Genomic DNA, 23308 nt, shown 5'->3' on the forward strand with positions numbered 1-23308 from the left:
ACTGTCACTATTTTCCGGTTCTCGCTTCCAGTGTTTCCATATATCCCAGGAATACATTTCCGGCACTCTCAAACAATGAAGTGCTGTCATTCATTCCATAATAATATGTCTCCTGTGTCGCCGGATTATATAGAATCGTGTTATAGATATCATATCCTATGATCACGACACTTTCTCTCGTCGGCGTGAGTGCCACGACGGCACGCCCCTCGCTGACCTGATACAGCACACTCTCCAGAGTACATCCCGTCATATTTAATGCCGTGAAGTCCCCTCCCAGTGCATCAGCGAGCGCATGTTCATCCAGCGTTCCCGACAGTACGGATTCCGGGATCTCCTCTGCTGCAATCTGAATCTTATCTTTCCTGTTGCCGCGTTCCCAGACGTACTGCTGGTCGCCGTTTAAGACCACACCGGCCTGATCATTCGCTGTCATGATCGCGAGATTACTCTTAGTTTCGGCGCCATAGAAAGCTCCCTTTGCATAAATGTAATACAGCTGCTGATTTGCTTTCGGAATCTCGAGTTCCATGACAGTACTGCTCTTAGGAATCACATATTCAGTCTCCACCACCAGCATCGCCTTGCTCTTCGCACTCTTGCTGAAATCAAGCGCCACCTGTGTCCCCTTTCTGCTGCTGACACTCAGGTGAATACTAACAGTTTCTTCACTTGTCTGTAAATTATTCATGATATTCTCGCTTGCCACCGGCACGTAGGCATTCTCCTGCCACTGTACGCGCTTGAGTTCGACAAGTCCCTCCTGAAATACCGCTGCGCTTACCCAGATACCATCCTGCTGATATTCTTTGACAATCTCGCCTTCGAAGTTCTGAATCCTGACGTTATGCATGGCAAATGTCGTATTGCCTGCGGCATCCGTCACGATATCTTCATCCCTTGCAAGTCCATAGATCAGATCTTCGTTGATAAATCCAAGCGCCCGTATCTTCTGTCCATTCCCTGCTTCTTCCACCCGCTGTTCTCCGCTGTTCAGATCCATTACCGTAAGACTTGAAGAAGCATATTCCTGCATCTGGTCCATCCATGCTACGGAAGCCTGAGATTTAGACACGACCATACAGTCCGGTGAAATGTCTTCCAATATCGTGTCATACGTTTTCCCCTGGATGTCTACGTGAAACAGGCTGTTTTCCAGCAGCAGGTAAAGCTGATCATCCTGATTTACGTAACTCAGTTTTTCTACATCATCCTTCAGGAAATCATATGACATCGTGCTCGGGATAAACACCTGCTCCTCAGATACATTACGTTCGGCGCTGTAGTGATATACGCTCACTCCCGTATAACCTTCATGATCCCCGCAGTTCATATAACCGTAAACGACAAAGTCAAGATCACCGGATTCCTCGACCCGGATAATCTTTATATCATGCTGAGAATTGCTCTTTCTTTCATCTGCATTCTCTGCATGTTCTGTGCCCCTGAAGCCGAAGACATGCGCCGCTTTATTTGCACTGCGGTTGTAAGACCACAGTTCTCCCTCCTGCACAAATGCAATGATATCTGCATTCTGGTTTGACATATACTGAATCTGCGAATCAACGATCCCCAGGTTGATGCCCTGTTTCGTCAATACCGGAAGTGAACCGTCAAAAATCTCCTGCGCACTCCGCTCAAAGTCCAGCAGCATTACTCTTGACTGTGAATACCTCATACGATAATATTCTTCAACGTTATAGTACTCCGTATTATCCTCCGCATCTTTCGCAGTCATTTCATAGGTCTGTACGATCGTGCATGTCGTCTCATTTATTTCGCGTATGGTCGGAACTGCCTTTCTCCACAGTTTGGGTGCAAGTGTTCCCCAGGTCAGCTGATCAAAGCTGGAGTGGATATTGATCTTTGTAAAACTTGAATTTGTGACAGTCTCATCCGGTTCCAGATATCTTGTGAGATCTCTCGCCGTCTCCTTATTGAAACACTTCTCATAGAAATCCCTGACAAACTGCAGGTACTGGCTCACATTCAGACCGGCACGCTGTACGATCCGCGTATAGTAAGATACCGGTTCTTCTTTGCCGCAGTCAACCTGAAAGCAGAGCAGATATTCCTGATTCATCAAAATACGGTTTTCGAGCTTAAAATCAGCCGTCACATACGAATCCTCTCTGGTCAGTTTGCCAATTTTTCCGTTTTCAACCGTCTCTGACCCGTCCGCACTCATCACCTTATAAGAAATACTTTTGATATCGTTTCCGTAAGTATTGACCGTCACCGAAAGTTCTCTCTTCGTGGTGAGCGGTGTAATGCTCTCGCGGTAATACTGCGGCTGCATTTCCCCGTAATATCCGTACATGGGATTTACCGGCATGTCCGCAAGTTCCATATAAAGAACAGGAAGTGTGGGCTCTCCCATTTTCCCCGTCTCTTCCGATACATCTTTATTTAATATATTAGAAAAAAGAATGATTGAAAATACAAAGATCGTACCCAGAATCAGTCCCTTCAGCAAACTTCTTTTCATTCGGCTCCTCCCGGATGTTCCTGGTCATATAATAATTTCTCAAGTGTCGGCTCGGCGTGTAAAAACTGCATACATGCTTCCAGCGCCTTATCCCTGTTTGCCGGCCGATTTGTTTTCACCGCCCGGATCAGCAGATTTTTCGGCGTGTGTTCCATATCGATGAATTCCAGAATCTGTGTCTCATACCCCTGTTCTTCCAGCATGCCGGCCCGCAGTCCGTCCGTAATCAGAGCTGCCATGCGCTCTTTTAAGATTCCATATGACATCACAGGCTCCAGGATCCCGCTATGTATCTGTCCGTTCAGTTCATGCTGGCAGCACGGCACAGACAGTATCACGGCTGCATTCCAGGCAACCGCTTTTGCCAGCGCATAGTCTGTGGCAGTGTCGCAAGCATGCAGGGTCACTACCATATCTACCGGTTCATTTCTGTCAAACGAAGCGATATCCCCCACATGAAAAGTCAGTTTATCATATCCGTATTTTTTCGCCAGGCAATTGCAGTGATCGATCACATCCGCCTTCAGATCCAGACCAATGATCTGTATTTCATACTGTTTAACAATATGAAGATAATAATACATGGCAAACGTCAGGTAAGATTTCCCGCAGCCAAAATCCAGAATTGTTATTTCACGGCTTTTGTCCAGCCTGGGAATGATATCCTCGATAAATTCCAGAAAACGATTGATCTGTCGAAATTTATCATACCTTTTGGCGACAATCTGTCCATCCGGCTTCATGACTCCCAGATCGACCAGAAAATCAACCGGTCTGCCGACCGGGAGAATATAGTCCTTAGACCGGTTGTGTGCAAGATTTCTGTTCTCCCGCTGTACCGGCGTATGTTTTCTGCATTTTACTGTGAGTTTCCCTTTTTTGCTGACCAATGCGGTCACATCGGCATTACATGCCTGCAGCTGCAGCTGGCCGAACTGTTCTTTCATCCATTTCAGGACAGCGTCTACCGTATCTTCCCTTGTACAGTTGCGGTGAAACTCCCTGGCGCCTTCTGTGCATGTGATCTGAAAAAACAGTTCCTCCTTCAACAGTACCGGACGGATCCTGACCTTGGTAACCGTCTGTTGTCCCCTGACTTTACTCAGAATCATCTGATTCAGGTCTATATTGACATACGTCATAAGTAATTCTTTTAATTCTTCCATATTAATCTTATACCCCGTTAAAATAATGAGAGTGACCCGGTATTGACAAGTCCATACCCCGGTCACCCTATTATTGTAATGGTTTTGCAAAAAAACCACAACTACTATTTTGTAAAGAATTAACGTAATTATGAATTAAAAATATCTGCGGCATCTCTGATGTCGGCAGCGTCTGCGGTACATCTCATTGAAGAACATCACGCGGACCAGGTCAGAGAGCCACGGATTCCGCTTTTCCTGCATCTCGATTTCGCTGTCCATGACTTCTTCTTCGATTCGCTTGCAGATCTGCTCCATCATAAATTTATCCGGATACTCATCGTACATCATACTGCCTTCATATTCCATCCGGTCACATTCCCGCTCGACAGCGTCCTGCACTCTCGATGTCGTTTTCGGGTAGAACGACTTCATCAGCCGTGCCTCCCTCTCCTGTCTCTGCTCCTGCTCCCATGTATCGCCAAATGGATATGCCATAAAATACGGATTCGGTTTTTCGTAAAACATCCGGGTCGCTCCTGTCAGTCTGTTTGGTATAGTATATGCAGGCGCCCGGATTTAGACTCTTTTTTAATCTATTTTAGAAAATTCCCCGATCATTTCCTTGATATTCTGCATCCGCACGTCAGTGTGTGCGATGATCTCGGCACACTCCGTCAGTTCCCTGCTGATAACTTCCAGGTCGTCCTGACCGGCAATCTCTTTCTTGTAACGGATCTGATGTTCCAGGCTGGCCCAGAAGTCCATTGCCATCGTGCGGATCTGAACCTCCACCTTCACATACTGCTTCCTGTCCGAGAAAAACACCGGTATCTCTATGATCATATGATAGCTCCGGTATCCGTTCGGCTTGGGTTTCTCGATATAGTCCTTGATGCGCAGCACGCGGACATCGTCCTGCTGTGAGAGCATCTGGGCAATATGGTAAATATCATCTATAAATGCACAAATCACACGAATCCCCGCAACGTCATGGAGGTTTCCAATCATGCTCTCCACGGTAAACGGCAGATTGTTTACTTCCAGTTTTCGTCCGATGCTCAACGGCTTTTTCACCCTTGTTTTGATGGAAACGATAGGATTTCTTCTGTGACGCACAGAAAACTCATCATCAAGAACCTCAAGCTTCGTCTGAACTTCACGAATGGCACACCGGTATATCATCATCGCATCTGAAAACTGTTTTGCCTTTTTCGAAAACCGTTCGGGGTCCTCCATCTTCAGCCATTCCAACTCCATCTCATCAGCGGTCGTATTCATCTTGCTTTCTCCTTTGGTACGCTTTTCCTCCATTATAATAAACTTTTGGTAAAATGTAAAACGCCAGATTTGACATCTCTTCATACGCCTTGCTACAATACGGTCAGGAGGTGAGTGATGATGTCCGATGTTATCTTTCATATTGACGTAAATTCCGCGTACTTAAGCTGGACTTCCGCGCACATGCTCGAAAGCGGAGAAACACTTGATCTGCGTGCCATCCCATCGATTATCGGAGGCGATGAAAAAAGCCGCCGCGGTATCGTACTGGCGAAATCGGTTCCGGCAAAAGCATTCGGCATCGTGACCGGAGAACCGGTGGCTGCAGCGCTGAAAAAATGCCCGATGCTCACGATCGCTCCGCCAGACCACACGCTCTACGCTCAGTACAGCCGGCGTCTGATGGAACTTCTTCATACCTATACTTCCGACATTGAGAAACTGTCCGTAGATGAATGTTTCCTGTATTACACACCTGTCGCACACCGTTTCCCCTCGTGCATGGAAGCGGCACATACGATCAAAGACCGGATTCGCGAAGAACTCGGTTTTACCGTCAACATCGGTATCGCCCCCAACAAGCTGCTCGCAAAAATGGCGAGTGACTTCCAGAAACCCGACCGTGTCCACACTCTGTGGAAAGACGAAATCCCGCAGAAAATGTGGCCTCTCCCCGTCGGTGAACTGTATATGGTGGGGCACGCAAGTGCCTCACGCCTGAACGGATTCGGAATCCACACGATCGGTGAGCTGGCAGCTGCCGATCCCGAATTCTTAACGACTCATTTCAAGAGTCACGGCAGACAGATGTGGGAGTTCGCAAACGGGATAGATAACCGTCTGGTCACTGCAAATCCGCATGAGGCCAAAGGTATCGGAAATTCTACGACACTGAAAAAAGACGCTGTCACAGCGGAGGAAGCCAAAAAGGTACTCCTCACACTTGCGATAAGCGTCTCGGGCAGATTGAGGGAAGCAGGTCAGCTTGCAGGGTCAATCTGTGTTGAACTTAAATACCACACCTTTGAAACAGTCTCACATCAGACGACTCTGCTGACACCGACGAGTACAACAGGAGTCCTTCACCAGTGTGCCTGCCAGCTGTTTGACGAGGTCTGGAACGGTGGTCCCATCCGCCTTCTCGGTATCCGCACCACAAAACTGGTTCCGGAGGATACCCCGACTCAGATGTCCATCTTCGATTTTCAGGTATCCCCGCAAAGTTCCGGGGAAATCCAGGCGCCGGCATCATCCGTGAACCCGGAAAAGCAGAAAAAACTGGATGCAGCTCTCGATCATATCAGAAAGCGGTTCGGAGATAAGGCTGTAACCCGCGGAAGCCTTCTGATACCGCCCTCTGAAACGAACGAGGACGAATCATGACTGCGTCTGCCAGTCAGCCGGATACACAAAATATGCAAATCTCGCTGTCGACGGAGTCCGGAAATGTATCCGGCTCCCCTTCGGTATATAGAGGATGTCGCCTTTTTCCCCGCGGAGCACCTGTCCGCCGACTTCGATTTCCAAAACCCCGTCAATCACAAAATCGTATTCATCATAAGTCAGCGTCCATGCAAAATCGGTATGATCCAGCTCCATGATTCCCGCCCCGATGCGGGGCGCTTCATGAAGAGATACAATATCCCTGACAGCCACGCCCTGCTGTTCAAACGGTTCACACTTCACCGTCTCCGTTTTCACCATAAGTACTCCTTCCGGAGTCTTCTTTTTGACAAACCCGTCGTGACTGCCAGCGTCTGCCGACTCTGACAGAACCTTTTCTACAATCTCACGTATCAAATGTTCACTGATATTCATACAATCCTCCTATGCTGTCTCTTTCACACTGTTCTGTACTTTGGCGAGAAGTTTCGGCGCCAGAATGTTGGCAAGTACCAGTGCCGTGATACCGGCTGCCAGTTTACCGATAACGACCGGGAAGATCATATCTGAGTTGACCCCCGCAGTAAACCCGAGATGATCACCGAAAACAAAGGCTGCCCCCACGGCAAACGCGACATTCAGAAGTTTACCCTTTGGATTCATCTCACCCATAATATTAAACATTGCGATATTATTCGCAAGCGTAGCCACCAGGCCCGCGGACCCGGTTTCATCCATGCCAAGTGCGCCGCCGATCTTATTCAGTGCTCTGCCAAATGTCTTCGTGATCCACTTCACCATAGGGAAGGCGCCGATCAGCACGATCGCAATCTGTCCGCAGACAAGCAGACCGGACTCCAGAGGAACAACACCGTCCGCATCAGGAATCACCATGATATCAAACAGCGGCAGATGAATGCCTGTCTGGTATTCGAACACTGCGATCGCCGTAAAAATTGTGATGATCACTGTCACAGCAGTGCCGAATTTATTAAATCCTGCGATCATTTTCCCCGGAGCAAACCACAGTCCGATCACGATCAGACCGGCAATGATGATCACCGGTATCAGGTTCACCAGAATTGTCAGCAAATTAATCTTGTACGGCGTCAGATTCATCAGAAGGCCGCCTACGATACATCCGATGGGCACTGTGATAAGTCCCGCCAGAACGCCAGCCCCAAGATAAGGCCTGTCCTTTTTGGAAATGATCGACAGCGCAACCGGTATCGTAAAAACGATCGTCGGTCCCATCATGGTTCCCAGGATCAGCCCTGCAAAATTTCCGATCGCGTCATTGCCCGCCAGCTGCATGGCAAGCGGGTATCCACCCATATCGCATGCCAGAAGTGTCGTTGCAAACATAGATGCATCCGCACCCACCAGCTGATAAAGCGGTACGATAATCGGTTTCAGCAGAATTGCAAGAACCGGTGCCGCCGCCACAACGCCGGCCATTGCGATCGCAAGGGGGCCCATCGCCATAAATCCCTCATCAAACTGTTCTCCGTATCCGTGTTTATTGCCGCGGATTTTGTCTACCGCCCCCACAATCATAAAGATCATCATGATAAATATGATGACGGAGTTTATGGATAAGTGAGTTACCCATTCTCTTATGCTGTCCGTAAATACGTTGAAATCTGTAATATGGTTCACTAGTTCCTGAAACATCCTTTTCCCTCCGTCTCATCAATTTCCTGTCCGTCAACAATACCGACGACCGCGGCGTCCACAGGTGCATCCGATTCCCTCGCCATACTGCGCGCTGAACTGCCGCTTACGAATATCACCGTTTCTCCCATCCCGGCGCCAATCGTATCGATTACCACGACCGGTGTTTCCTTTAAGGACTGATCTGTCATATCAATTGGCCTCACAAGGAGAAGTTTGTATCCAAGAAGCCGTTCTTCTTTTCTGGTCGCCCATACATTTCCAATTACAATTCCTGTCTTCAGAACATCTCACCCGGCCTTCCTTTTTGTTTTTCAGGCCAGATCAGCGCGACATGTCTCTCGCGTGCACAGTCTTTTGCGAGCTCCGATACGAGTGCCTTTTCACACAGCTCGATCTCTGTGATGCCGCTTCTGTAAGCCTCCATCACATCATGCTCCGTGAGCAGCCTTTTTTTCTGTTTCCATTTCTTTTCTATTTGAAGCCGTTCTATAACTCTTCTTACGACCTCATCAATCAGTGCGTCGTAATCCATCACATCGTCTCCTTACAGCCTGCAGTTCATGGCGATTCCCGCCGGGGTCACCAAAAACGGATGTTTTGGCTTTACAGTTAAAATTCCGGTTTCTCTTTCTATCACATGTTCAATACCGGTCAGGCAGCAGGTCCCGCCGCACAGATAGACAGCATCCGGATGGTACATGCCCGCGCCCCGCCTGATAATAACTCCCATTTTTTCCAGTACCGGATGCACCACCGACAGCACCTCCTCATGATTGCGGTCGTCCTGTTTAAAACGTTCCGCTTCATCAAAAGTCATATGGTAATGGCCCGCGAGCACCAGCGACACATGTGTCCCGCCAGTCGGTTCATCGTGGACGTGAATAACTTTTCCGTCTCTGAATACGGCTATTCCCGTTGTTCCGCCGCCAATGTCTGCCACTGCTCCGTCTCTGATTCCATATACCGCGTTTGCCGCGGTCGGTTCATCCAGCACATCCGTCACCTCAAACCCGGCACCCTCCGCAACATACTGATGGGTCTTGATACTGCTTTCCGTATCCGCAGGCATTGCAATGGCACAATTTTGCAGCGTATGAGAAATCCTGGTCTCAAGTTTTTCCTTCAGTTCCCTGACAATCTGCAGTGCCTTTGTGTAATCAACAACTACCCCGTCCCGCAGTACCTGTGCCGCCTGCTTTTCGCATGCGACCGGATTGTTCTGATCGTCCAGTACCACCAGTACAATATACGCCGTCCCGAGATCAACACCCACTTTAAGCCTGTCGTTTTGGGGGATTCCGGTCTCGCGCTCCGATCTTTCCACCTTCTCCAGATACGTATCAATGCGTTCCAGATCAGGATTCATCGGCTATGATCCTCCCAAGCGTAAATCCGCTGATCAGTGCGGCATTTGCCTCATCAAAGTCAATGTGCATCCTGGTCCTGAACTTTTCACTGATACGGATCACCACATCCCCATAGATAATTGGGCGTTCGGAAAATACGGCGACTTTGACGTGCTGATTATCCTTAAGGCCCAGGCGCCCGGCGGATTCCGGCGTCATGTGTACATGGTTCTGAGCTATGATAACTCCTTCTTTGATCTCAAGCGTACCGCGGGGTCCTTCGATCGTAATCGCTCCGGAATCTTTCGTATCTCCCGACTGTCGGACCGGAGCGCTGACGCCCAGTGAGATACAGTCACTTTTTGAAAGCTCCACCTGGGTCTCCTTCCGCAGCGGTCCGAGAACTGCTATCTTGTCTTTTCTTCCTTTCGGTCCGATCAGATTGACTCTCTCCTCTGAAAGATACTGTCCAATCTGTGAGAGATCGCGCTTCGGCGTCAGCTTGGCGTCCGGCCCGAACAATACCTTTATTGACCGTTCACACAGGTGCACATGTCTTGCAGAAACTTCAACCTGTATCAATCCCTCATTCTGCATGACTTCCAGCACCGTCTGTACTGTCTGCTCCATCTCATTCCTCCTTGTCCACTCCATAACCGCCGCCCAAATACCTGCACATCATAATGTGCACGGCGCTTGACAGGCGGTTCAGCTCTTCCAGAATATCTTTTCGCATGACATGGGCGTCCTGCAGAAATGCGCCCACTGCCGCGGTCTCCGTCTCTCTGACCGCCGTCCGCAGACGGTTCAGCAGTGCATGGACTGCTCCGAGACTGTAGTCCGGCGGAATCATCTGCTTTACCCCGTAAAATTTCAGCGGATCATGTGAACGTTCTCTTAACTGTGCATGGGTCAGCCCGATGATCCTGTCATTCTTAAACGGCTCATCCAGCACATCACATTTCATCATCTCTCTCAGCACCCTCATGAAATCCGAGAGATCTGCGATCAGTTCCTTCGGTCCCTGCACCGCTTCCAGCTGGATCTGGGTAAGCACTACGGTTGCTTCCAGTGTGTCAAGTTTTCCCCGGAATATAATGCGGGGATGGTTTTTTGGCACCAGCAGATTCCCTGTAAGCTGTGTCATATGTTCCGGCTTCGTGCCATAACTCATACCCGTCTCATAGTCCGTATACCCGGTCGGTACGGCTTTCCGTTCGGCCGACGTATCATCTTTCTGATAACTGATCTCTACTTTCTGCTGCTGCAGGTATTCTTTTGCTGCCGGAGAGAGAATTTTCCCCTCCGGCACCTGAAATACCGGGACACGGGATGATTTTATCATATCCCGGACCATTGTCTCTGTGAATACTTTCACGTTTAACACCCCCCTTAATTATTTGGGAAGGATACTCTCCACTTCCTCATGTGGTCTTGGGATCACATGCAGGGAAATCAGTTCTCCCACACGCTCCGCTGCCGCCGCGCCAGCATCAGTAGCCGCTTTGACCGCCCCTACATCTCCGCGCACCATAACAGTCACCAGCCCGCCTCCGACGTGCTCTTTGCCGATCAGCATAACGTTTGCCGCCTTCACCATCGCATCTGCCGCCTCAATCGCTGCGACAAGTCCTTTTGTCTCAATCATTCCCAAAGCCTGCATTGCTGCCATAATAATTCCTCCTTATCAAACCGCCTGAAGTTTTTCTATAATTTTTTTTACAATTGCATCCACTGATTCCCGTGAAACCTCAGTGTCACTGCAGATTCCTTCCGGACACTTCGGTGCCTCCGCCCTGATCTCATCAATCTCTTTTGTTCCATACGCAACATAGCGCAGATTGTAAAGATGCATGGGGCCTACATTTTCTGAAGTGGCGCTTCCGCCGATCGCTCCGCATCCAAGCGTGAGAGCAGGTGCCAGATTTGTGGAACCTCCGATTCCGCCGATCGCACTCGAGGTGTTGACCAGAAGCCGCGAAACCGGAATACGCCGTGAAAAATAATCCACAATCTTTTCATCCTGCGTGTGGATGGAAAATGTGTGTCCCGCCCCTTCATAGTACAGAATCTCCCGGCAGAGGTCACATACTTCCACGTAATCACTCGCCGTGTAAAATCCAAGAATCGGGGCCAGTTTCTCATTTGAGTAAGGATGGCCGCGTCCGACACCATCTTCTTTCGCGACGATCACACGGGTATTCTCCGGAATCGTCAGTCCCGCCAATTTGGCAATATGCTGCACATCCCGTCCAACGATCATCGGATTCATCGTGCCGTTCGCACGCAGGATGAATTCTCCGAGTTTTTTCCGTTCCTGTTCATTCAGAAAATATGCGCCCTGGCGCTGCATCTCTTCTTTTACTGCCGCTTCCATCTCAAACGTGCATACCACAGACTGCTCCGATGCGCAGATGGTTCCATTGTCAAATGTCTTGGAATCCAGGATACGGCGCACCGCCGCTTTCAAATCTGCCGTCTTCTCAATGAATGCCGGACCATTACCGGGGCCAACGCCGATCGCCGGTGTCCCGGAAGAATAGGCCGCCCTCACCATTGCCGAGCCTCCTGTTGCCAGGATCATTGATACATCCGGATGCTTCATCAGATTATCCGTCGCCTGCATCGTAGGTATGGTGATACAGGATACCAGATCTTCATTGCCTCCCGCTTCGGCAAGCGCCTGCCGAATGACTTTCACCGTCTCCAGAATACATTCCAGGGCATTCGGATGCGGGGAAAACACTATGGCATTTCCTGCTTTCACCGATATCAGCGCCTTGTAAAGGGCTGTAGAGGTGGGATTGGTAGAGGGTATCAATCCGGCGATCACGCCTACCGGAACTGCCAGTGTCCTAAGTTTCTTCTCGTTATCCCTGGACAGTTCTCCGATTGTTTTCATGTCCTTAATATAATCATAGACACCCTTGCTCGCAAATACGTTTTTAATCACCTTATCTGCCGTCACGCCGAAGCCGGTCTCGTTATGAGCCATCTCCGCCAGCCTTTGTGCATTTCGCACACCTGCATGAGCGATGGATCTGACCAGGCGGTCCACATCCTGCTGATCCTTTTTACTCAGCTCTTCCTGTGCAGCTCTGGCCTTTTCCACCAGCTCCCGGACTTCCTGTACCGACAAAAGGTCTTTGTCATACAACTGCATACGTTATCACTCCTGTTCTTTTGCCTGTGCCGGCTTAGTTCTGACTGTTTTATTTTTAACAGGCTTATCTTCCGGGGGCACCTGTCCCTCTGTCGCCTGCAGTGCATCTGCCGGCTGTGCTTTTCCCGGCTGCTGTATATCTCCGGCCGGCGGATTTTGCTGTACCTGTTCCTGCACAGATGTTGTTTTTGCTCCCAGAATCTTCTCAAGACCTCCCGCGGGTCTTGCAATCACATGCACTGCATTCACTGTCCCTGTGCTCGCTGCGGCTGCCTGTGCGGCATCAACTGCCGCTTTGACGGCTCCCACATCACCGTTTATCATAACTGTCACCAGACCTCCCTTGACAGGCTTCACTTCTGTCACATGCACATCAGCGGCTTTCAGTGCTGCGTCGAGCGCTTCCACAGCCGGAACCATTCCATAAACTTCGATCATGCCTAATGCTTTCATTTTCTACCTCCGCAGGTTATCGGACTGGATTATCGGCTATTGATTCTACCGCCTGTGCAAATGCCTCACACGCGGATTTGCAGGCAGACTGCGTTCCTGTCAGGAGTCCGCCTCCGAAATTTGTCTCCGATGGAGGAGCGTACATCACACAGAGGCGTACATCTGCCGCCTTCAGAGCTGCATCCAATCCATACATGGATTCCAGCGGCGGCGCTATCAGATATGCAAGCGCTTCCCCTTTTCGGATTCCTGCTCCCTCTGACAGATAGGAGCCTGTGCTTGAGACACAGTGGGCGTAATATGCAATGCTGTCATCCTCATTTGCCGACACAAACGCCGCTTCATGTTCGATTGTGTACATCGCCTGCTCCAGACCGCTTTTCACCTCGTCCGGTGTAGGACCGGCGAGGATGCCTATGACTTCCCCCGCCAGTTTCGTGTTCGCGTTCGCCGCCCCCGCATAAAAACTCTTGGCATAGACAACGGAGACATCCGCTTTTTTGGTCGCCTCATCAAGTGCTGTATATGTTACATCATCACAGTCGCTTGTCAGCAGCGCCACAGACTTCTGTTCCTCCGTAAGAGACAGCTGTTTTGCAAGTTCCGGACTCACATTGGGGATCACCCTCGCCGCGAGTACCTTTGCTTTTAAAGAATCGCCTTTCATTCGGCATTCCTCCTTTCTTAGATCCTCAGATCGGTCCCGCTCGCTTTTTTATCCAGAATCGTCTTAATAATATCAGCGATATGGGCACCTGCCTCAGCCGGGATCGTTCCTTCCCTGTGAATATTGGATACGACAGTCCTTCTGGACTCCGGCATGCCTACCGTTGCCTTATATGCGATATAGGCCGACATGGATTCCGCCGTTAAAAGCCCCGGACGTTCACCGATCAGCACACATGTCACATCCGCCCCCGTCAGCTCCGAAATCTGGTCCATCGCCCCAACGCGCCCGTACTTTACGAAAAACGGCGTGCCCGTTTCGATTCCGTAGCTTTTCAGTCCCTGCAGGATACTCGGCAGCACGTCTCTGGTATTCGCCTCAACTGCCGCTGAGCTAAGGCCATCCGACACGTAAATCTGTACTTTGGGGTTTTTCACACATTTTTCTTTGACAGTTCTGACCCCCTCTTCATTCAGCTTCCTGCCGAGATCCGGACGGGTCAGATAGACGTCTTTGTTCTCACACTGCGTCTGGACGGTAAACAGCCCGAGCTGTTCTATGAATTTAGGATCAACGTCTGAAAACACGGCATCCTGAGCAGCTGAATGTGCCGCGCGAAACTGCAGGTACGGCAGTGTCTTATAGCGCGCCCCCGCCTTCCCGATGCCGAGCCGGCATGGTGCTGCCTGTTTGATTTCATAATATGCCTCACGGTTTTGCGGGTGTTCTACCAGATACTGTCTGCGGATATCTACTTCCGACACATCCGGTATGCTTCCTGCCTCCACGTGTTCTTTTACATCTTTTGTCCGTGGCACTGCCTGCTGAACACCGACTTTCCCCTGACTGTCTTTCGTCACATCCATCTCACCCAGCACCTGCTGGATGATATCACGCAGCTGTTTTTCATCCACCATGTCACATCCCTCCTTTGTCTGTCAGGAATACGGAAGCGTCTCCTGCCAGAGATGTCAGTCTTCCGTCTTTTGAGAATCCCATTTTTTCAAGCCATGCATCAAATTCAGGAATCGGACGCAGTCCGAAAATCTCCCGGAGTGCGGCAGCCTCATGATAACCGCTGCTCTGATACATCAGCATACAGTCGTCACCCTGCGGCACGCCCATGATATAATTGCATCCAGCTGCCACAAGGAGTGCTGCCAGATTTTCCAGGTCATTCTGATCCGCTTTCATATGATTGGTATAGCAGGTGTCACAACCCATGGAAATTCCACTTAATTTTCCCATGAAGTGATCTTCCAGTCCTGCTCGGATCACCTGTTTTGAATTGTAAAGGTATTCCGGACCGATAAAACCGACTACCGTGTTTACCAGGAACGGGTGATATTTTTTTGCAAATCCGTAGCACCTTGCCTCCATCGTGACCTGATCCCACCCGTGATGTGCCTCGGAGGAAAGCTCTGAACCCTGTCCGGTCTCAAAATACATGACATTCGGTCCGGTCGAAGTTCCCTCCCGCATCATCATGTCATAACCCTCTTTTAGCATCGTCCCGCTGATTCCAAAAGCCTCGTTACCCTTCTGGGATCCTGCAATCGACTGAAACATCAGATCCATCGGCGCATGAAATTTCTGAATCGCCTCCATCTGGGTCGTCACATGGGCCAGTACGCATATCTGTGTCGGTATTTCCCATTTATGCTTGAATTCATCAAATCCTTTTAAGATACGGGCAACGCTCTCGGCGGAGTCATCCACAGGATTAAGTCCAAGAACCGCGTCTCCGCATCCGAGGCTGAACCCTTCCATGACAGAAGCCATGATGCCTTTCGGGTCATCCGTCGTATGATTCGGCTGAAGTCTGGAGGAAAAGGTCCCCGGCAGACCGATCGTCGTGTTGCAGTGCGCCGTAATCCTGATCTTTTTAGCAGCATAGATCAGATCCAGATTCCCCATCAGCTTGCAGACCGCAGCGACGATCTCACTCGTAATGCCTCTGGATGCCCGCTTTATCATCTCCCCTGATGTACGCTCGTCCAGGATCCATTCCCGGAACTCTGCCACCGTCATATGCTCAAATTCCCGGTAAATGGATTCATTTACCCCATCCTGGATGATTCTCGTTACTTCATCCTCCTCATATGGGACAGCCGGATGATTGCGAAGCTCTTTCAGGGTAATCTGTGAGAGAACTACTTTTGCCGCCACGCGTTCTTCCGCGGTTTCAGCCGCAACGCCTGCCAGCCTGTCGCCGGACTTCTCTTCGTTGGCTTTCGCCATCACTTCCCTGAGAGACTGAAACTCATACGTATGTCCAAATAATGATGTCTTCAGAATCAATTTGTTCACTCTCCTTTCCTGTCATTCAGGAATTAAATATTAATGTTTTGATCACCACGGGGACGACTCTTCCCCCCGCTGCAGGTTCTCCTATATCGAGGTAATCTCCGCTTGCGGCGTGGATTCCGTCGATACATAAAACTTTCCTGCTGTTTTCCAGCATTACATTCAGTGCGTTCCCAAGAACTTTCGCGATATCATTTTCCATCACCAGGATCAGGGGATGCGTCTTCATCTTGTCTCTTAATACATCAGCCAGTGTTGCTGCCAGCTCCTGAATTTTCGCAAAATCCGTATGAAAGTTTCCGGAAAATGAAACTGCCGCCGGACCCGACTCTCCATTTTCACAGTACATCGGCAGCTGTGCACAGATGGAACTCCGGAAAGTTTCCAGATTCTGTTCATCCTGCTGCTCTACCCGAAGCACCGGAATGTTTTTCATCGGAAGGCAGTCAGAAACATAGGATATCGTACTTCCGCTCACTTCCGTCGTGTGAGAGCCTGCTCCCACTACTGTCGCCCGTATTGTTTCCCTGGCCGGATACCACGGGATACTCCCCAGGACAGCATTACGGCTGATCGCCTCTGCCAGCAATACGCCGATATCGCCGAATCTGAACACATCCGCACCGTCTGCCTCGCGAATACACTCAGCCACCCCTCCCGAAAACACAAGTGCCTGAACCCTGGGAGAACGCGTCATTTCCTTACCGGCATTCGTATACATCTGCCGGTGAATGTCATCCGGCTCTTTCAGATGCACTGCCATTGCCAGCTGATCCGCCATGAGATCACAGATCCTTGACAGCTTCCGTACATCTGCGGATTCTCCCTCCCGCACATCAATGCCGTGTGTCTTTGCCAGCGCCCTGGTCTTGGGATAGACATAGTCGACAATGCCCTCCGTCACCCTGATCAGACGTCCTCCGATATCCAGACAGGAGGTCCCGCGCAGACTTCCCTTCTCAAACAGTGCAATGTTGCTGGTGCCTCCGCCAATATCAATATTGACTGCCGTGATGCGTTTTTCTTCCGATATCTGATCTGCACCGGCACCCTTGGCGGAAAGCACCGATTCAAGATCCGGACCCGCCGCAGCCACCACGAAATCACCTGCCATATCGCTGAGAGCCGCCAGCACATCATCCGCATTTTTCTTCCTGGCTGTCTCACCCGTGATGATAACAGCTCCGGTCTTTAAATCTGCCGGCGTCATACCTGCAGCCTGATATTCCGCACGCACGATCTCTTTGAGCTTCTCGGCATCGATGTCTGACTGTGTCAGGAGCGGCGTAAAATAAATCCTGCTTTTATAAATCACTTCTTTTTCTACAATGCCGATACGCGGTACTACATAACTGCTCGCCTGATTCGCCATCGTCAGCCTGCAGAAGATCAGCTGAGTCGTCGAAGTCCCTACATCAATTCCCACACTGTATATCGATTCTCTCACAACACTCACCTCTTCGTGTCCTCCAGATACGCAGCCAGCTCGCTAAGGCCCCGGCCTTCCCTCGCACTGGTAACAAAGATTTCGCCGGCCCCTGCCATCTTCAGAAGACTTTTTGCCCTCTCCGTCTGTTTCTCATCGGCCATATCCGCTTTTGAGACAACTCCGACACAGGGTTTGGGAAAAGAAGATGCATACCCCGGCGGAAACATGCAGTCCTCTGCTGCCGCTTCCTGTACGAAAAGTATCAGCTGTGCATCCGCGGCAGTTACGCTGAGTGCCCCGCGCATCCGCGGCCGTTCCAGATATTCTCCCGGAGTATCCAGGAATGTCTCATTGATGAGCTGTACGCTCTGCGTTTTACAGTATTTCATATCCTGTCTGCTCAGGCGCTGACACAGTGACGTCTTGCCTGATCCGGACTTTCCGATTAAAATGACTTTTTTCATGACCGCGTCACCGGAACGGATGCAAATCCCATCGATCCGCACAGAACATCCAGAACGCCTCCAAGTGCAGCTTCTACACCCGACACATCGCCGCTGATCACCAGCGATCCGTTAAACCGGTCGATAAACCCGATGGATATACCGGCCGCTTTACTGGCAACATCCGCAGCAATAATGGCCGCTTCACTCGGTGTAATCGTAAATATGCCAATTGCTCCCGGCGCATCTGTCATACCCAGTTTGGAGTACAGCGTATTAACCGGATGGGCAATGATATGTGCCAGCGTCACCTGCTTTCCCGGCACAAACTCCTGAACAATACGGGTTTTCTCCTGTTCTGTCATAGATTCATCATCCCTTCTTTATCAGAGCCTGCCATCGTAGGCATTTCGGAAAATACCGACCAGATCATCTGCCGTACACTTTCTCGGATTAGTCTTCGTGCAGCCGTCTGCACAGGCCGCCTGCGCCATTTCTCTCAGGCTTTCTTCGAATTCATCCGGTGTTACCCCTGCCTCGGCAATCGTATTCGGAATATTCAGTTGTTTTCTGTACTGCCGGATCAGACGTATCAGATTAAAAACACTCTGCCTGCAGTCGCTGTTCTCGACTCCCATCATTCGTGCGATCAGCGCATACCGCCCGGCTGCCTTGTTTAGTCCCTCCCGGTAACCGGAATTATAGGAGATCACATACGGCATCAGTATCCCGTTGACTTTTCCATGCGGCAGATGAAAATGTGCACCCAGGGTATGGGCCATGCTGTGATTGATCCCGAGGCCCCCGCTGCTGAATGCGATGCCTGCCAGACATGATGCATTATGCATTTTCTGACGTGCATACCGGTTATCCGGATGTAAAAATACTTCCAGCAGATTTTCATGCACCATGCGAATCGCTTTTTCAGCTGCAGCATCCGTAAAATCGTTTGCCGTCTCAGACACAAAGGCTTCCATCGCATGCGTCAGCACATCAATCCCCGTATCGGCTGTCACACCCGGAGGAACACTTAAAGTCAGCGACGCATCGAGAACCGCTATGTCCGCCCGCAGCGCATCATCGGTCAGAGGATATTTAGCCTCTTTCAGAGGGTCACTGATTACTGCAAACCGGCTAACCTCTGAGCCTGTTCCGCTCGTCGTCGGTATCGCAATAAATCTGCACTCGGTTTCCGTCTTTTGTTTCTGTGCAAAGAATACCATTGCCTTTGCCGCATCTATGGGTGAACCGCCGCCAAATGCAATCACAGCCTGAGGCTCCAGCGTCTCCATCTGCTCCATTCCCTTTGCCACCGTGGCAATATCCGGGTCTGCGCGCACTTCGGAGAATACCCCATACGTGATTCCGGCGTCTTCCAGTTGTTTCGTGACATAAGATATTTTTCCGCTTTCAGCCATAAAGCCGTCTGTCACGATAAATACCCTCTGTATGTCTTTTAACAGTTCTTTTAAATCGGCACCGCCAATGATGATTTCTGTTTTCAGACTAAACTGCTCCATGCCATTTCCCCGCTTCCTTTCATAATAAAACATGGGAATAGTATGTCTTTTTCTTTTGATTTTATGCGGTTTTTATGCTTCATCGTCCAAAAAAGCGCACAAAAAAAGAGCCTCTCTGTCGAAACTCTTTTTTATGTGCGCGTCACTGCATCTTTTCTTTATAGTGATGTGCCTCTTCCAGCATCATATCCTTTACCTTCATCAGGCGGATCTGTGTGCTGCGTTCATTCTCATCCAGCTTCATCGTGATATATTTAATATTCTTCTGGGTCTCCGGAATAATCACGTGCTCCAGCGCATTTACCCGGCGCCTCGTCTTCTCGATCTCCGCTGCCATCAGCTGGCAGGATTTCTCACATTCCGCAAGCTTGATCATCTCTGGCAGAATATCCGCCAGAGATCTGACCGCATCGTCCAGATCACTGGAGGTAAACGCAAATCCATAAGAGTAGATATCATTGTCGTCCGGCGTTCTGGTCCTGTAGTCAAAGACGGGAATATCCACACTCATAATATTCTTTTCATCCGGTTCCAGGTAGACTTCCTGCTTCGGTGCCATCAGCGCAGTATGCATCGCTTCCTCAGTCATACCCGCCTTTGCGATGACAAAATTCTGATTTGCCGACAGAATACCCTGTTCCACACGCTGCCTCAGCTGCATATTTTCCCTGACCAGGTCCATGAACTGCCGCATGAGCTCATCGCGTTTATCTTTCAGCAGCTTGTGTCCTCTTGTCGCCGTGACCAGTTTTTTCTTCAGTCTGGTCAGCTCCATTCGGGTCGGATTTACCTGTGCCTGTGCCAACTGCCATCACCCCTTTCCGATACACCCAAAGGGTGCTTTTTGCGTTACTCCTGTTCCTCATAGTACTGATCGAGAAATTTATCATCGATACGTTTCAGTTCACTCCTCGGCAGAATGGACAACAGCTTCCAGCCGATCGCCAGTGTCTCTTCGATATCGCGGTTTGCCGTATATCCCTGGGAGACGTACTCTTTCTCAAACGCATCCGCAAATTTCGCGTAGATCAGGTCGATATCGGACAGCGCAGCCTCTCCAAGGATTACCATTAGCTCTTTCGCTTCTTTGCCGCGGGCATACGCTGCAAACAGCTGATTCATCGTGTTGGAATGGTCGGCTCTCGTCTTTCCGTCACCGATTCCCTTGTCTTTCAGACGTGACAGAGACGGCAGCACATCGATCGGAGGCGTGACACCTTTCCGGTAAAGTTCACGGCTTAAGATAATCTGACCTTCTGTAATATATCCTGTAAGGTCGGGGATCGGATGAGTTTTATCATCCTCCGGCATGGTCAGGATCGGAATCATCGTGATACTTCCGTTCTTACCATGCTGACGTCCGGCTCTCTCATACAGCGAAGCCAGGTCAGTATACATATATCCGGGATAGCCGCGGCGTCCGGGGACTTCTTTTCGAGCCGCGGATACTTCACGAAGTGCATCCGCATAGTTTGTGATGTCCGTCAGTATGACAAGGACATGCATATTCTTCTCAAACGCCAGATATTCTGCAGCAGTCAGAGCCATTCGCGGCGTCGCGATACGTTCGACTGCCGGATCATTTGCCAGGTTCACAAACAGCACGGTACGGTCAATCGCTCCCGTCTCTTTAAAACTCTCGATAAAGAAATTGGATTCCTCGAAAGTGATGCCCATCGCTGCAAATACAACGGCAAACGGTTCATCTGTTCCGCGCACTTTCGCCTGCCTTGCGATCTGAGCAGCCAGATTGGCATGCGGAAGACCGGAGGCGGAGAAGATCGGCAGCTTCTGGCCTCTTACCAGTGTATTCAGCCCGTCAATTGCCGAGAGTCCCGTCTGAATGAATTCCTCAGGATAAGTCCTTGCTGCCGGGTTCATCGGCAGTCCGTTGATATCCATTCTGGCATCCGGCAATATCTGAGGACCGTCATCGATCGGTCTGCCCAGTCCGTCGAAGACCCTTCCCAGCATATCCTCAGATACCCCGAGCTCCATACTCTTACCGAGGAAACGCACTTTACTGTTGGAGAGATTGATACCGGTAGAACTCTCAAACAGCTGTACCAGCGCATCGCTTCCGTTAATTTCCAGAACCTTGCAGCGGCGTATTTCACCGCTGGCAAGCTCTATTTCACCCAGTTCATCATATGATACATGTTCCACTCCCCGAACCAGCATCAAAGGACCGGCGACTTCCTGAATCGTCCTATATTCTTTTGGCATCAGTCGTCCTCCTTCCCGATCAGTTTGGCGATCTCTTTCGTCAATTCTTCACTGACCAATTGGTATTCTTTCTCTATATCCGCTTCGTTCGTATACTTATAACGTCCGATTTTCTCACGGACTGCCATCCTGATCAGTCCCTGAATGGAAGCACCCTGTTCCAGCGCCTCTCTGGATTTCTCATAATAGCCGATGACAAGCCTCATCATCAAAAGCTGTTTTTCCAGAGATGTATATGTGTCGATCTCATGGAATGAATTCTGATGCAGGAAGTCCTCACGGATGGACCTCGCCGCCTCCATCTTAAGCCGGTCAGAAGCAGAAAGCGCATCCATACCGACCATCTTTACGATTTCTTCCAGCTCCGCCTCATCCTGCAGAAGGCTCATCAGTTTCTGCCGGTCTGAAATCCAGTCATCCGCCACATTGGCGTCAAACCACGGTCCCAGACTGTCCAGATAGAGGGAATAACTCGTCAGCCAGTTGATAGCAGGGAAATGGCGTTTATATGCGAGTGATGAATCCAGTCCCCAGAACACCTTCACGATACGCAGCGTCGCCTGGGATACCGGCTCCGAAATATCACCTCCAGGAGGAGATACCGCCCCGATCACGGACAGCGCGCCTTCCCGACCTTCCGTTCCGAGCGATATCACCTGGCCCGCCCGTTCATAAAACTGCGCCAGACGGCTTCCCAGATAGGCCGGATATCCTTCTTCACCCGGCATCTCTTCCAGACGGCCCGACATCTCACGGAGAGCCTCCGCCCAACGCGATGTGGAATCCGCCATCAGCGCGACGGAATACCCCATGTCCCGGAAATATTCCGCGATTGTAATTCCCGTATAAATGGATGCCTCACGTGCCGCAACCGGCATGTCGGACGTATTTGCGATCAGAACTGTACGCTCCATCAAAGACTCGCCGGTCTTGGGATCCTTCAGCTCCGGAAATTCATTCAAAACGTCCGTCATCTCATTGCCGCGCTCACCGCATCCGATGTAGACAACGATATCTGCCTCGGCCCATTTTGCGAGCTGATGCTGTATTACCGTCTTACCGCTTCCAAAAGGTCCCGGTACTGCTGCCACTCCGCCCTTGGCAATCGGGAAAAATGTATCAACGACACGCTGCCCTGTCACAAGCGGCATTGTCGGCGGAAGTTTTTTCTGGTAGGGACGCCCGCGCCTTACCGGCCACTCCTGCATCATCTTCAGATTCTTATCACCATCTGCAGTAGTAAGTACAGCCACGGTCTCTTCTACGGTGAACTCTCCTTCGCGGATTTCTTTGATGGTACCTTTCATTCCAAACGGCACCATGATCTTCTGACATACTACCACGGTTTCCTGTACAGTACCGATGACATCACCCTCCTGCACAGTATCACCTGCCCTGACGGCCGGCACAAACTTCCATTTTTTGTCCCGTTTCAGTGAGGGAACTTCTACGCCGCGCTTCAGGTTGTTGCCGGATACTTTCATGATAGCATCCAGAGGTCTCTGAATACCGTCATAAATGCTGGAGATCAGTCCAGGTCCAAGCTCCACGGACAGCGGAACCTCCATAGACTCTACAGGTTCCCCGGGGCCCAGGCCTGAAGTCTCCTCATATACCTGAATGGATGCCTGGTCTCCGTGTATTTCAATAATCTCTCCGATCAGTCGCTGATTGCTGACACGCACAACATCAAACATGTTGGCATCCCGCATCCCTTCCGCGATGACCAGAGGTCCTGCTACTTTCTTAATTGTGCCTCTGCTCATGTGCACTGCCACCC

At 50.3% G+C, this 23308-nt stretch carries 25 protein-coding genes; 1 reads left to right on the forward strand and 24 read right to left on the reverse strand.

Going from position 1 to position 23308, the window contains the following annotated elements:
- Positions 1–7 precede the first annotated feature (7 nt).
- The 4 genes from NQ502_RS05325 to NQ502_RS05340 all read right to left on the reverse strand — a co-directional run bounded on the left by NQ502_RS05325 (position 8) and on the right by NQ502_RS05340 (position 4914).
- On the reverse strand, positions 8–2488 hold the full coding sequence (locus NQ502_RS05325; protein WP_028529104.1) for a hypothetical protein: 2481 nt from the start codon (positions 2486–2488) through the stop codon (positions 8–10).
- On the reverse strand, positions 2485–3654 hold the full coding sequence (locus tag NQ502_RS05330) for a class I SAM-dependent methyltransferase (protein WP_028529103.1): 1170 nt from the start codon (positions 3652–3654) through the stop codon (positions 2485–2487). Before NQ502_RS05330 ends, NQ502_RS05325 begins: the two co-directional genes overlap by 4 nt.
- Before the next feature lie 135 nt (positions 3655–3789).
- Positions 3790–4161: a hypothetical protein gene (locus NQ502_RS05335; RefSeq protein ID WP_028529102.1), complete on the reverse strand. Its 372-nt coding sequence runs from the start codon at positions 4159–4161 to the stop codon at positions 3790–3792.
- A gap of 63 nt (positions 4162–4224) precedes the next feature.
- Entirely contained in the window at positions 4225–4914 is a 690-nt protein-coding gene (locus tag NQ502_RS05340; RefSeq protein ID WP_028529101.1) for a GTP pyrophosphokinase family protein, read from the reverse strand.
- A 117-nt stretch (positions 4915–5031) separates the two neighbouring features.
- Here NQ502_RS05340 and NQ502_RS05345 point away from each other — a divergent pair, with 117 nt between their 5' ends.
- Positions 5032–6297 (forward strand): DNA polymerase Y family protein, encoded by a 1266-nt coding sequence (locus NQ502_RS05345; RefSeq protein WP_341349418.1) that lies wholly within the window; start codon positions 5032–5034, stop codon positions 6295–6297.
- On the opposite strand, the gene NQ502_RS05350 is transcribed toward NQ502_RS05345, so the two are convergent.
- The 20 genes from NQ502_RS05350 to NQ502_RS05445 all read right to left on the reverse strand — a co-directional run bounded on the left by NQ502_RS05350 (position 6292) and on the right by NQ502_RS05445 (position 23294).
- Entirely contained in the window at positions 6292–6732 is a 441-nt protein-coding gene (locus NQ502_RS05350) for a cupin domain-containing protein (RefSeq protein ID WP_028529099.1), read from the reverse strand. The genes NQ502_RS05345 and NQ502_RS05350 overlap by 6 nt on opposite strands.
- Positions 6733–6741: 9 nt before the next feature.
- Entirely contained in the window at positions 6742–7971 is a 1230-nt protein-coding gene (locus NQ502_RS05355; RefSeq protein ID WP_044983332.1) for an ethanolamine utilization protein EutH, read from the reverse strand.
- Entirely contained in the window at positions 7956–8255 is a 300-nt protein-coding gene (locus tag NQ502_RS05360) for a EutN/CcmL family microcompartment protein (RefSeq protein ID WP_028529097.1), read from the reverse strand. The genes NQ502_RS05355 and NQ502_RS05360 overlap by 16 nt, the downstream gene beginning before the upstream one ends.
- Positions 8252–8506 (reverse strand): hypothetical protein, encoded by a 255-nt coding sequence (locus NQ502_RS05365; protein ID WP_028529096.1) that lies wholly within the window; start codon positions 8504–8506, stop codon positions 8252–8254. Before NQ502_RS05365 ends, NQ502_RS05360 begins: the two co-directional genes overlap by 4 nt.
- A gap of 12 nt (positions 8507–8518) precedes the next feature.
- Positions 8519–9340 carry an ethanolamine utilization protein EutJ gene (eutJ, locus tag NQ502_RS05370; RefSeq protein WP_028529095.1) on the reverse strand — a complete coding sequence of 274 codons (822 nt, stop codon included), beginning with the start codon at positions 9338–9340 and terminating at the stop codon, positions 8519–8521.
- Positions 9330–9950, reverse strand: a complete 621-nt coding sequence (pduL, locus tag NQ502_RS05375; RefSeq protein WP_028529094.1) for a phosphate propanoyltransferase — start codon at positions 9948–9950, stop codon at positions 9330–9332. The genes eutJ and pduL overlap by 11 nt, the downstream gene beginning before the upstream one ends.
- Before the next feature lies 1 nt (position 9951).
- On the reverse strand, positions 9952–10698 hold the full coding sequence (locus tag NQ502_RS05380; protein WP_028529093.1) for an ATP-binding protein: 747 nt from the start codon (positions 10696–10698) through the stop codon (positions 9952–9954).
- Positions 10699–10716: 18 nt separating this feature from the next.
- Positions 10717–10992: an ethanolamine utilization microcompartment protein EutM gene (eutM, locus tag NQ502_RS05385; RefSeq protein ID WP_028529092.1), complete on the reverse strand. Its 276-nt coding sequence runs from the start codon at positions 10990–10992 to the stop codon at positions 10717–10719.
- A gap of 15 nt (positions 10993–11007) precedes the next feature.
- Positions 11008–12483 carry an acetaldehyde dehydrogenase (acetylating) gene (locus tag NQ502_RS05390; protein WP_083963349.1) on the reverse strand — a complete coding sequence of 492 codons (1476 nt, stop codon included), beginning with the start codon at positions 12481–12483 and terminating at the stop codon, positions 11008–11010.
- 6 nt (positions 12484–12489) lie between these two features.
- Positions 12490–12936, reverse strand: coding sequence for a BMC domain-containing protein (locus tag NQ502_RS19380; RefSeq protein ID WP_083963347.1), 447 nt, complete (start codon positions 12934–12936; stop codon positions 12490–12492).
- Positions 12937–12952: 16 nt separating this feature from the next.
- Positions 12953–13603 carry an ethanolamine utilization microcompartment protein EutL gene (gene eutL, locus NQ502_RS05400; RefSeq protein ID WP_028529091.1) on the reverse strand — a complete coding sequence of 217 codons (651 nt, stop codon included), beginning with the start codon at positions 13601–13603 and terminating at the stop codon, positions 12953–12955.
- Between the two features lie 17 nt (positions 13604–13620).
- Positions 13621–14517 (reverse strand): ethanolamine ammonia-lyase subunit EutC, encoded by an 897-nt coding sequence (gene eutC, locus NQ502_RS05405; RefSeq protein ID WP_083963353.1) that lies wholly within the window; start codon positions 14515–14517, stop codon positions 13621–13623.
- A gap of 4 nt (positions 14518–14521) precedes the next feature.
- Positions 14522–15904, reverse strand: a complete 1383-nt coding sequence (locus NQ502_RS05410; RefSeq protein WP_028529089.1) for an ethanolamine ammonia-lyase subunit EutB — start codon at positions 15902–15904, stop codon at positions 14522–14524.
- Positions 15905–15929: 25 nt separating this feature from the next.
- The gene (locus NQ502_RS05415) at positions 15930–17357 is read right to left on the reverse strand and encodes an ethanolamine ammonia-lyase reactivating factor EutA (protein ID WP_028529088.1); all 1428 of its coding nucleotides are present in this window, start codon (positions 17355–17357) and stop codon (positions 15930–15932) included.
- A 5-nt stretch (positions 17358–17362) separates the two neighbouring features.
- Entirely contained in the window at positions 17363–17803 is a 441-nt protein-coding gene (locus NQ502_RS05420) for a EutP/PduV family microcompartment system protein (protein ID WP_028529087.1), read from the reverse strand.
- A complete protein-coding gene (locus tag NQ502_RS05425; protein WP_028529086.1) occupies positions 17800–18147 on the reverse strand; it encodes a BMC domain-containing protein in 348 nt (115 codons plus the stop codon). Before NQ502_RS05425 ends, NQ502_RS05420 begins: the two co-directional genes overlap by 4 nt.
- A 21-nt stretch (positions 18148–18168) precedes the next feature.
- Entirely contained in the window at positions 18169–19302 is a 1134-nt protein-coding gene (locus tag NQ502_RS05430) for a 1-propanol dehydrogenase PduQ (protein ID WP_044983338.1), read from the reverse strand.
- Between the two features lie 142 nt (positions 19303–19444).
- Positions 19445–20107 (reverse strand): V-type ATP synthase subunit D, encoded by a 663-nt coding sequence (locus NQ502_RS05435; protein WP_028529084.1) that lies wholly within the window; start codon positions 20105–20107, stop codon positions 19445–19447.
- Positions 20108–20151: 44 nt separating this feature from the next.
- Positions 20152–21528, reverse strand: coding sequence for a V-type ATP synthase subunit B (locus NQ502_RS05440; protein ID WP_028529083.1), 1377 nt, complete (start codon positions 21526–21528; stop codon positions 20152–20154).
- Positions 21528–23294 carry a V-type ATP synthase subunit A gene (locus NQ502_RS05445; protein WP_028529082.1) on the reverse strand — a complete coding sequence of 589 codons (1767 nt, stop codon included), beginning with the start codon at positions 23292–23294 and terminating at the stop codon, positions 21528–21530. Before NQ502_RS05445 ends, NQ502_RS05440 begins: the two co-directional genes overlap by 1 nt.
- Between the last annotated feature and the right edge of the window lie 14 nt (positions 23295–23308).

This window comes from Ruminococcus gauvreauii, assembly GCF_025151995.1.
Lineage (GTDB): Bacteria > Bacillota > Clostridia > Lachnospirales > Lachnospiraceae > Ruminococcus_G > Ruminococcus_G gauvreauii.

Coding starts and splice junctions, on each gene's coding strand:
- pduL (WP_028529094.1), bottom strand. CDS start 9,950: ATGGAGCAGACAGTACAGACGGTGCTGGAAGTCATGCAGAATGAGGGA.
- NQ502_RS05335 (WP_028529102.1), bottom strand. CDS start 4,161: ATGTTTTACGAAAAACCGAATCCGTATTTTATGGCATATCCATTTGGC.
- NQ502_RS05330 (WP_028529103.1), bottom strand. CDS start 3,654: ATGGAAGAATTAAAAGAATTACTTATGACGTATGTCAATATAGACCTG.
- NQ502_RS05445 (WP_028529082.1), bottom strand. CDS start 23,294: ATGAGCAGAGGCACAATTAAGAAAGTAGCAGGACCTCTGGTCATCGCG.
- NQ502_RS05440 (WP_028529083.1), bottom strand. CDS start 21,528: ATGCCAAAAGAATATAGGACGATTCAGGAAGTCGCCGGTCCTTTGATG.
- eutL (WP_028529091.1), bottom strand. CDS start 13,603: ATGAAAGGCGATTCTTTAAAAGCAAAGGTACTCGCGGCGAGGGTGATC.
- eutM (WP_028529092.1), bottom strand. CDS start 10,992: ATGGCAGCAATGCAGGCTTTGGGAATGATTGAGACAAAAGGACTTGTC.
- NQ502_RS05390 (WP_083963349.1), bottom strand. CDS start 12,483: ATGCAGTTGTATGACAAAGACCTTTTGTCGGTACAGGAAGTCCGGGAG.
- NQ502_RS05345 (WP_341349418.1), top strand. CDS start 5,032: ATGATGTCCGATGTTATCTTTCATATTGACGTAAATTCCGCGTACTTA.
- NQ502_RS05425 (WP_028529086.1), bottom strand. CDS start 18,147: ATGACAGAACAGGAGAAAACCCGTATTGTTCAGGAGTTTGTGCCGGGA.
- NQ502_RS05355 (WP_044983332.1), bottom strand. CDS start 7,971: ATGTTTCAGGAACTAGTGAACCATATTACAGATTTCAACGTATTTACG.
- NQ502_RS05325 (WP_028529104.1), bottom strand. CDS start 2,488: ATGAAAAGAAGTTTGCTGAAGGGACTGATTCTGGGTACGATCTTTGTA.
- NQ502_RS05340 (WP_028529101.1), bottom strand. CDS start 4,914: ATGAATACGACCGCTGATGAGATGGAGTTGGAATGGCTGAAGATGGAG.
- eutJ (WP_028529095.1), bottom strand. CDS start 9,340: ATGAATCCTGATCTGGAACGCATTGATACGTATCTGGAGAAGGTGGAA.
- NQ502_RS19380 (WP_083963347.1), bottom strand. CDS start 12,936: ATGAAAGCATTAGGCATGATCGAAGTTTATGGAATGGTTCCGGCTGTG.
- NQ502_RS05420 (WP_028529087.1), bottom strand. CDS start 17,803: ATGAAAAAAGTCATTTTAATCGGAAAGTCCGGATCAGGCAAGACGTCA.
- NQ502_RS05430 (WP_044983338.1), bottom strand. CDS start 19,302: ATGGAGCAGTTTAGTCTGAAAACAGAAATCATCATTGGCGGTGCCGAT.
- NQ502_RS05365 (WP_028529096.1), bottom strand. CDS start 8,506: ATGGATTACGACGCACTGATTGATGAGGTCGTAAGAAGAGTTATAGAA.
- NQ502_RS05350 (WP_028529099.1), bottom strand. CDS start 6,732: ATGAATATCAGTGAACATTTGATACGTGAGATTGTAGAAAAGGTTCTG.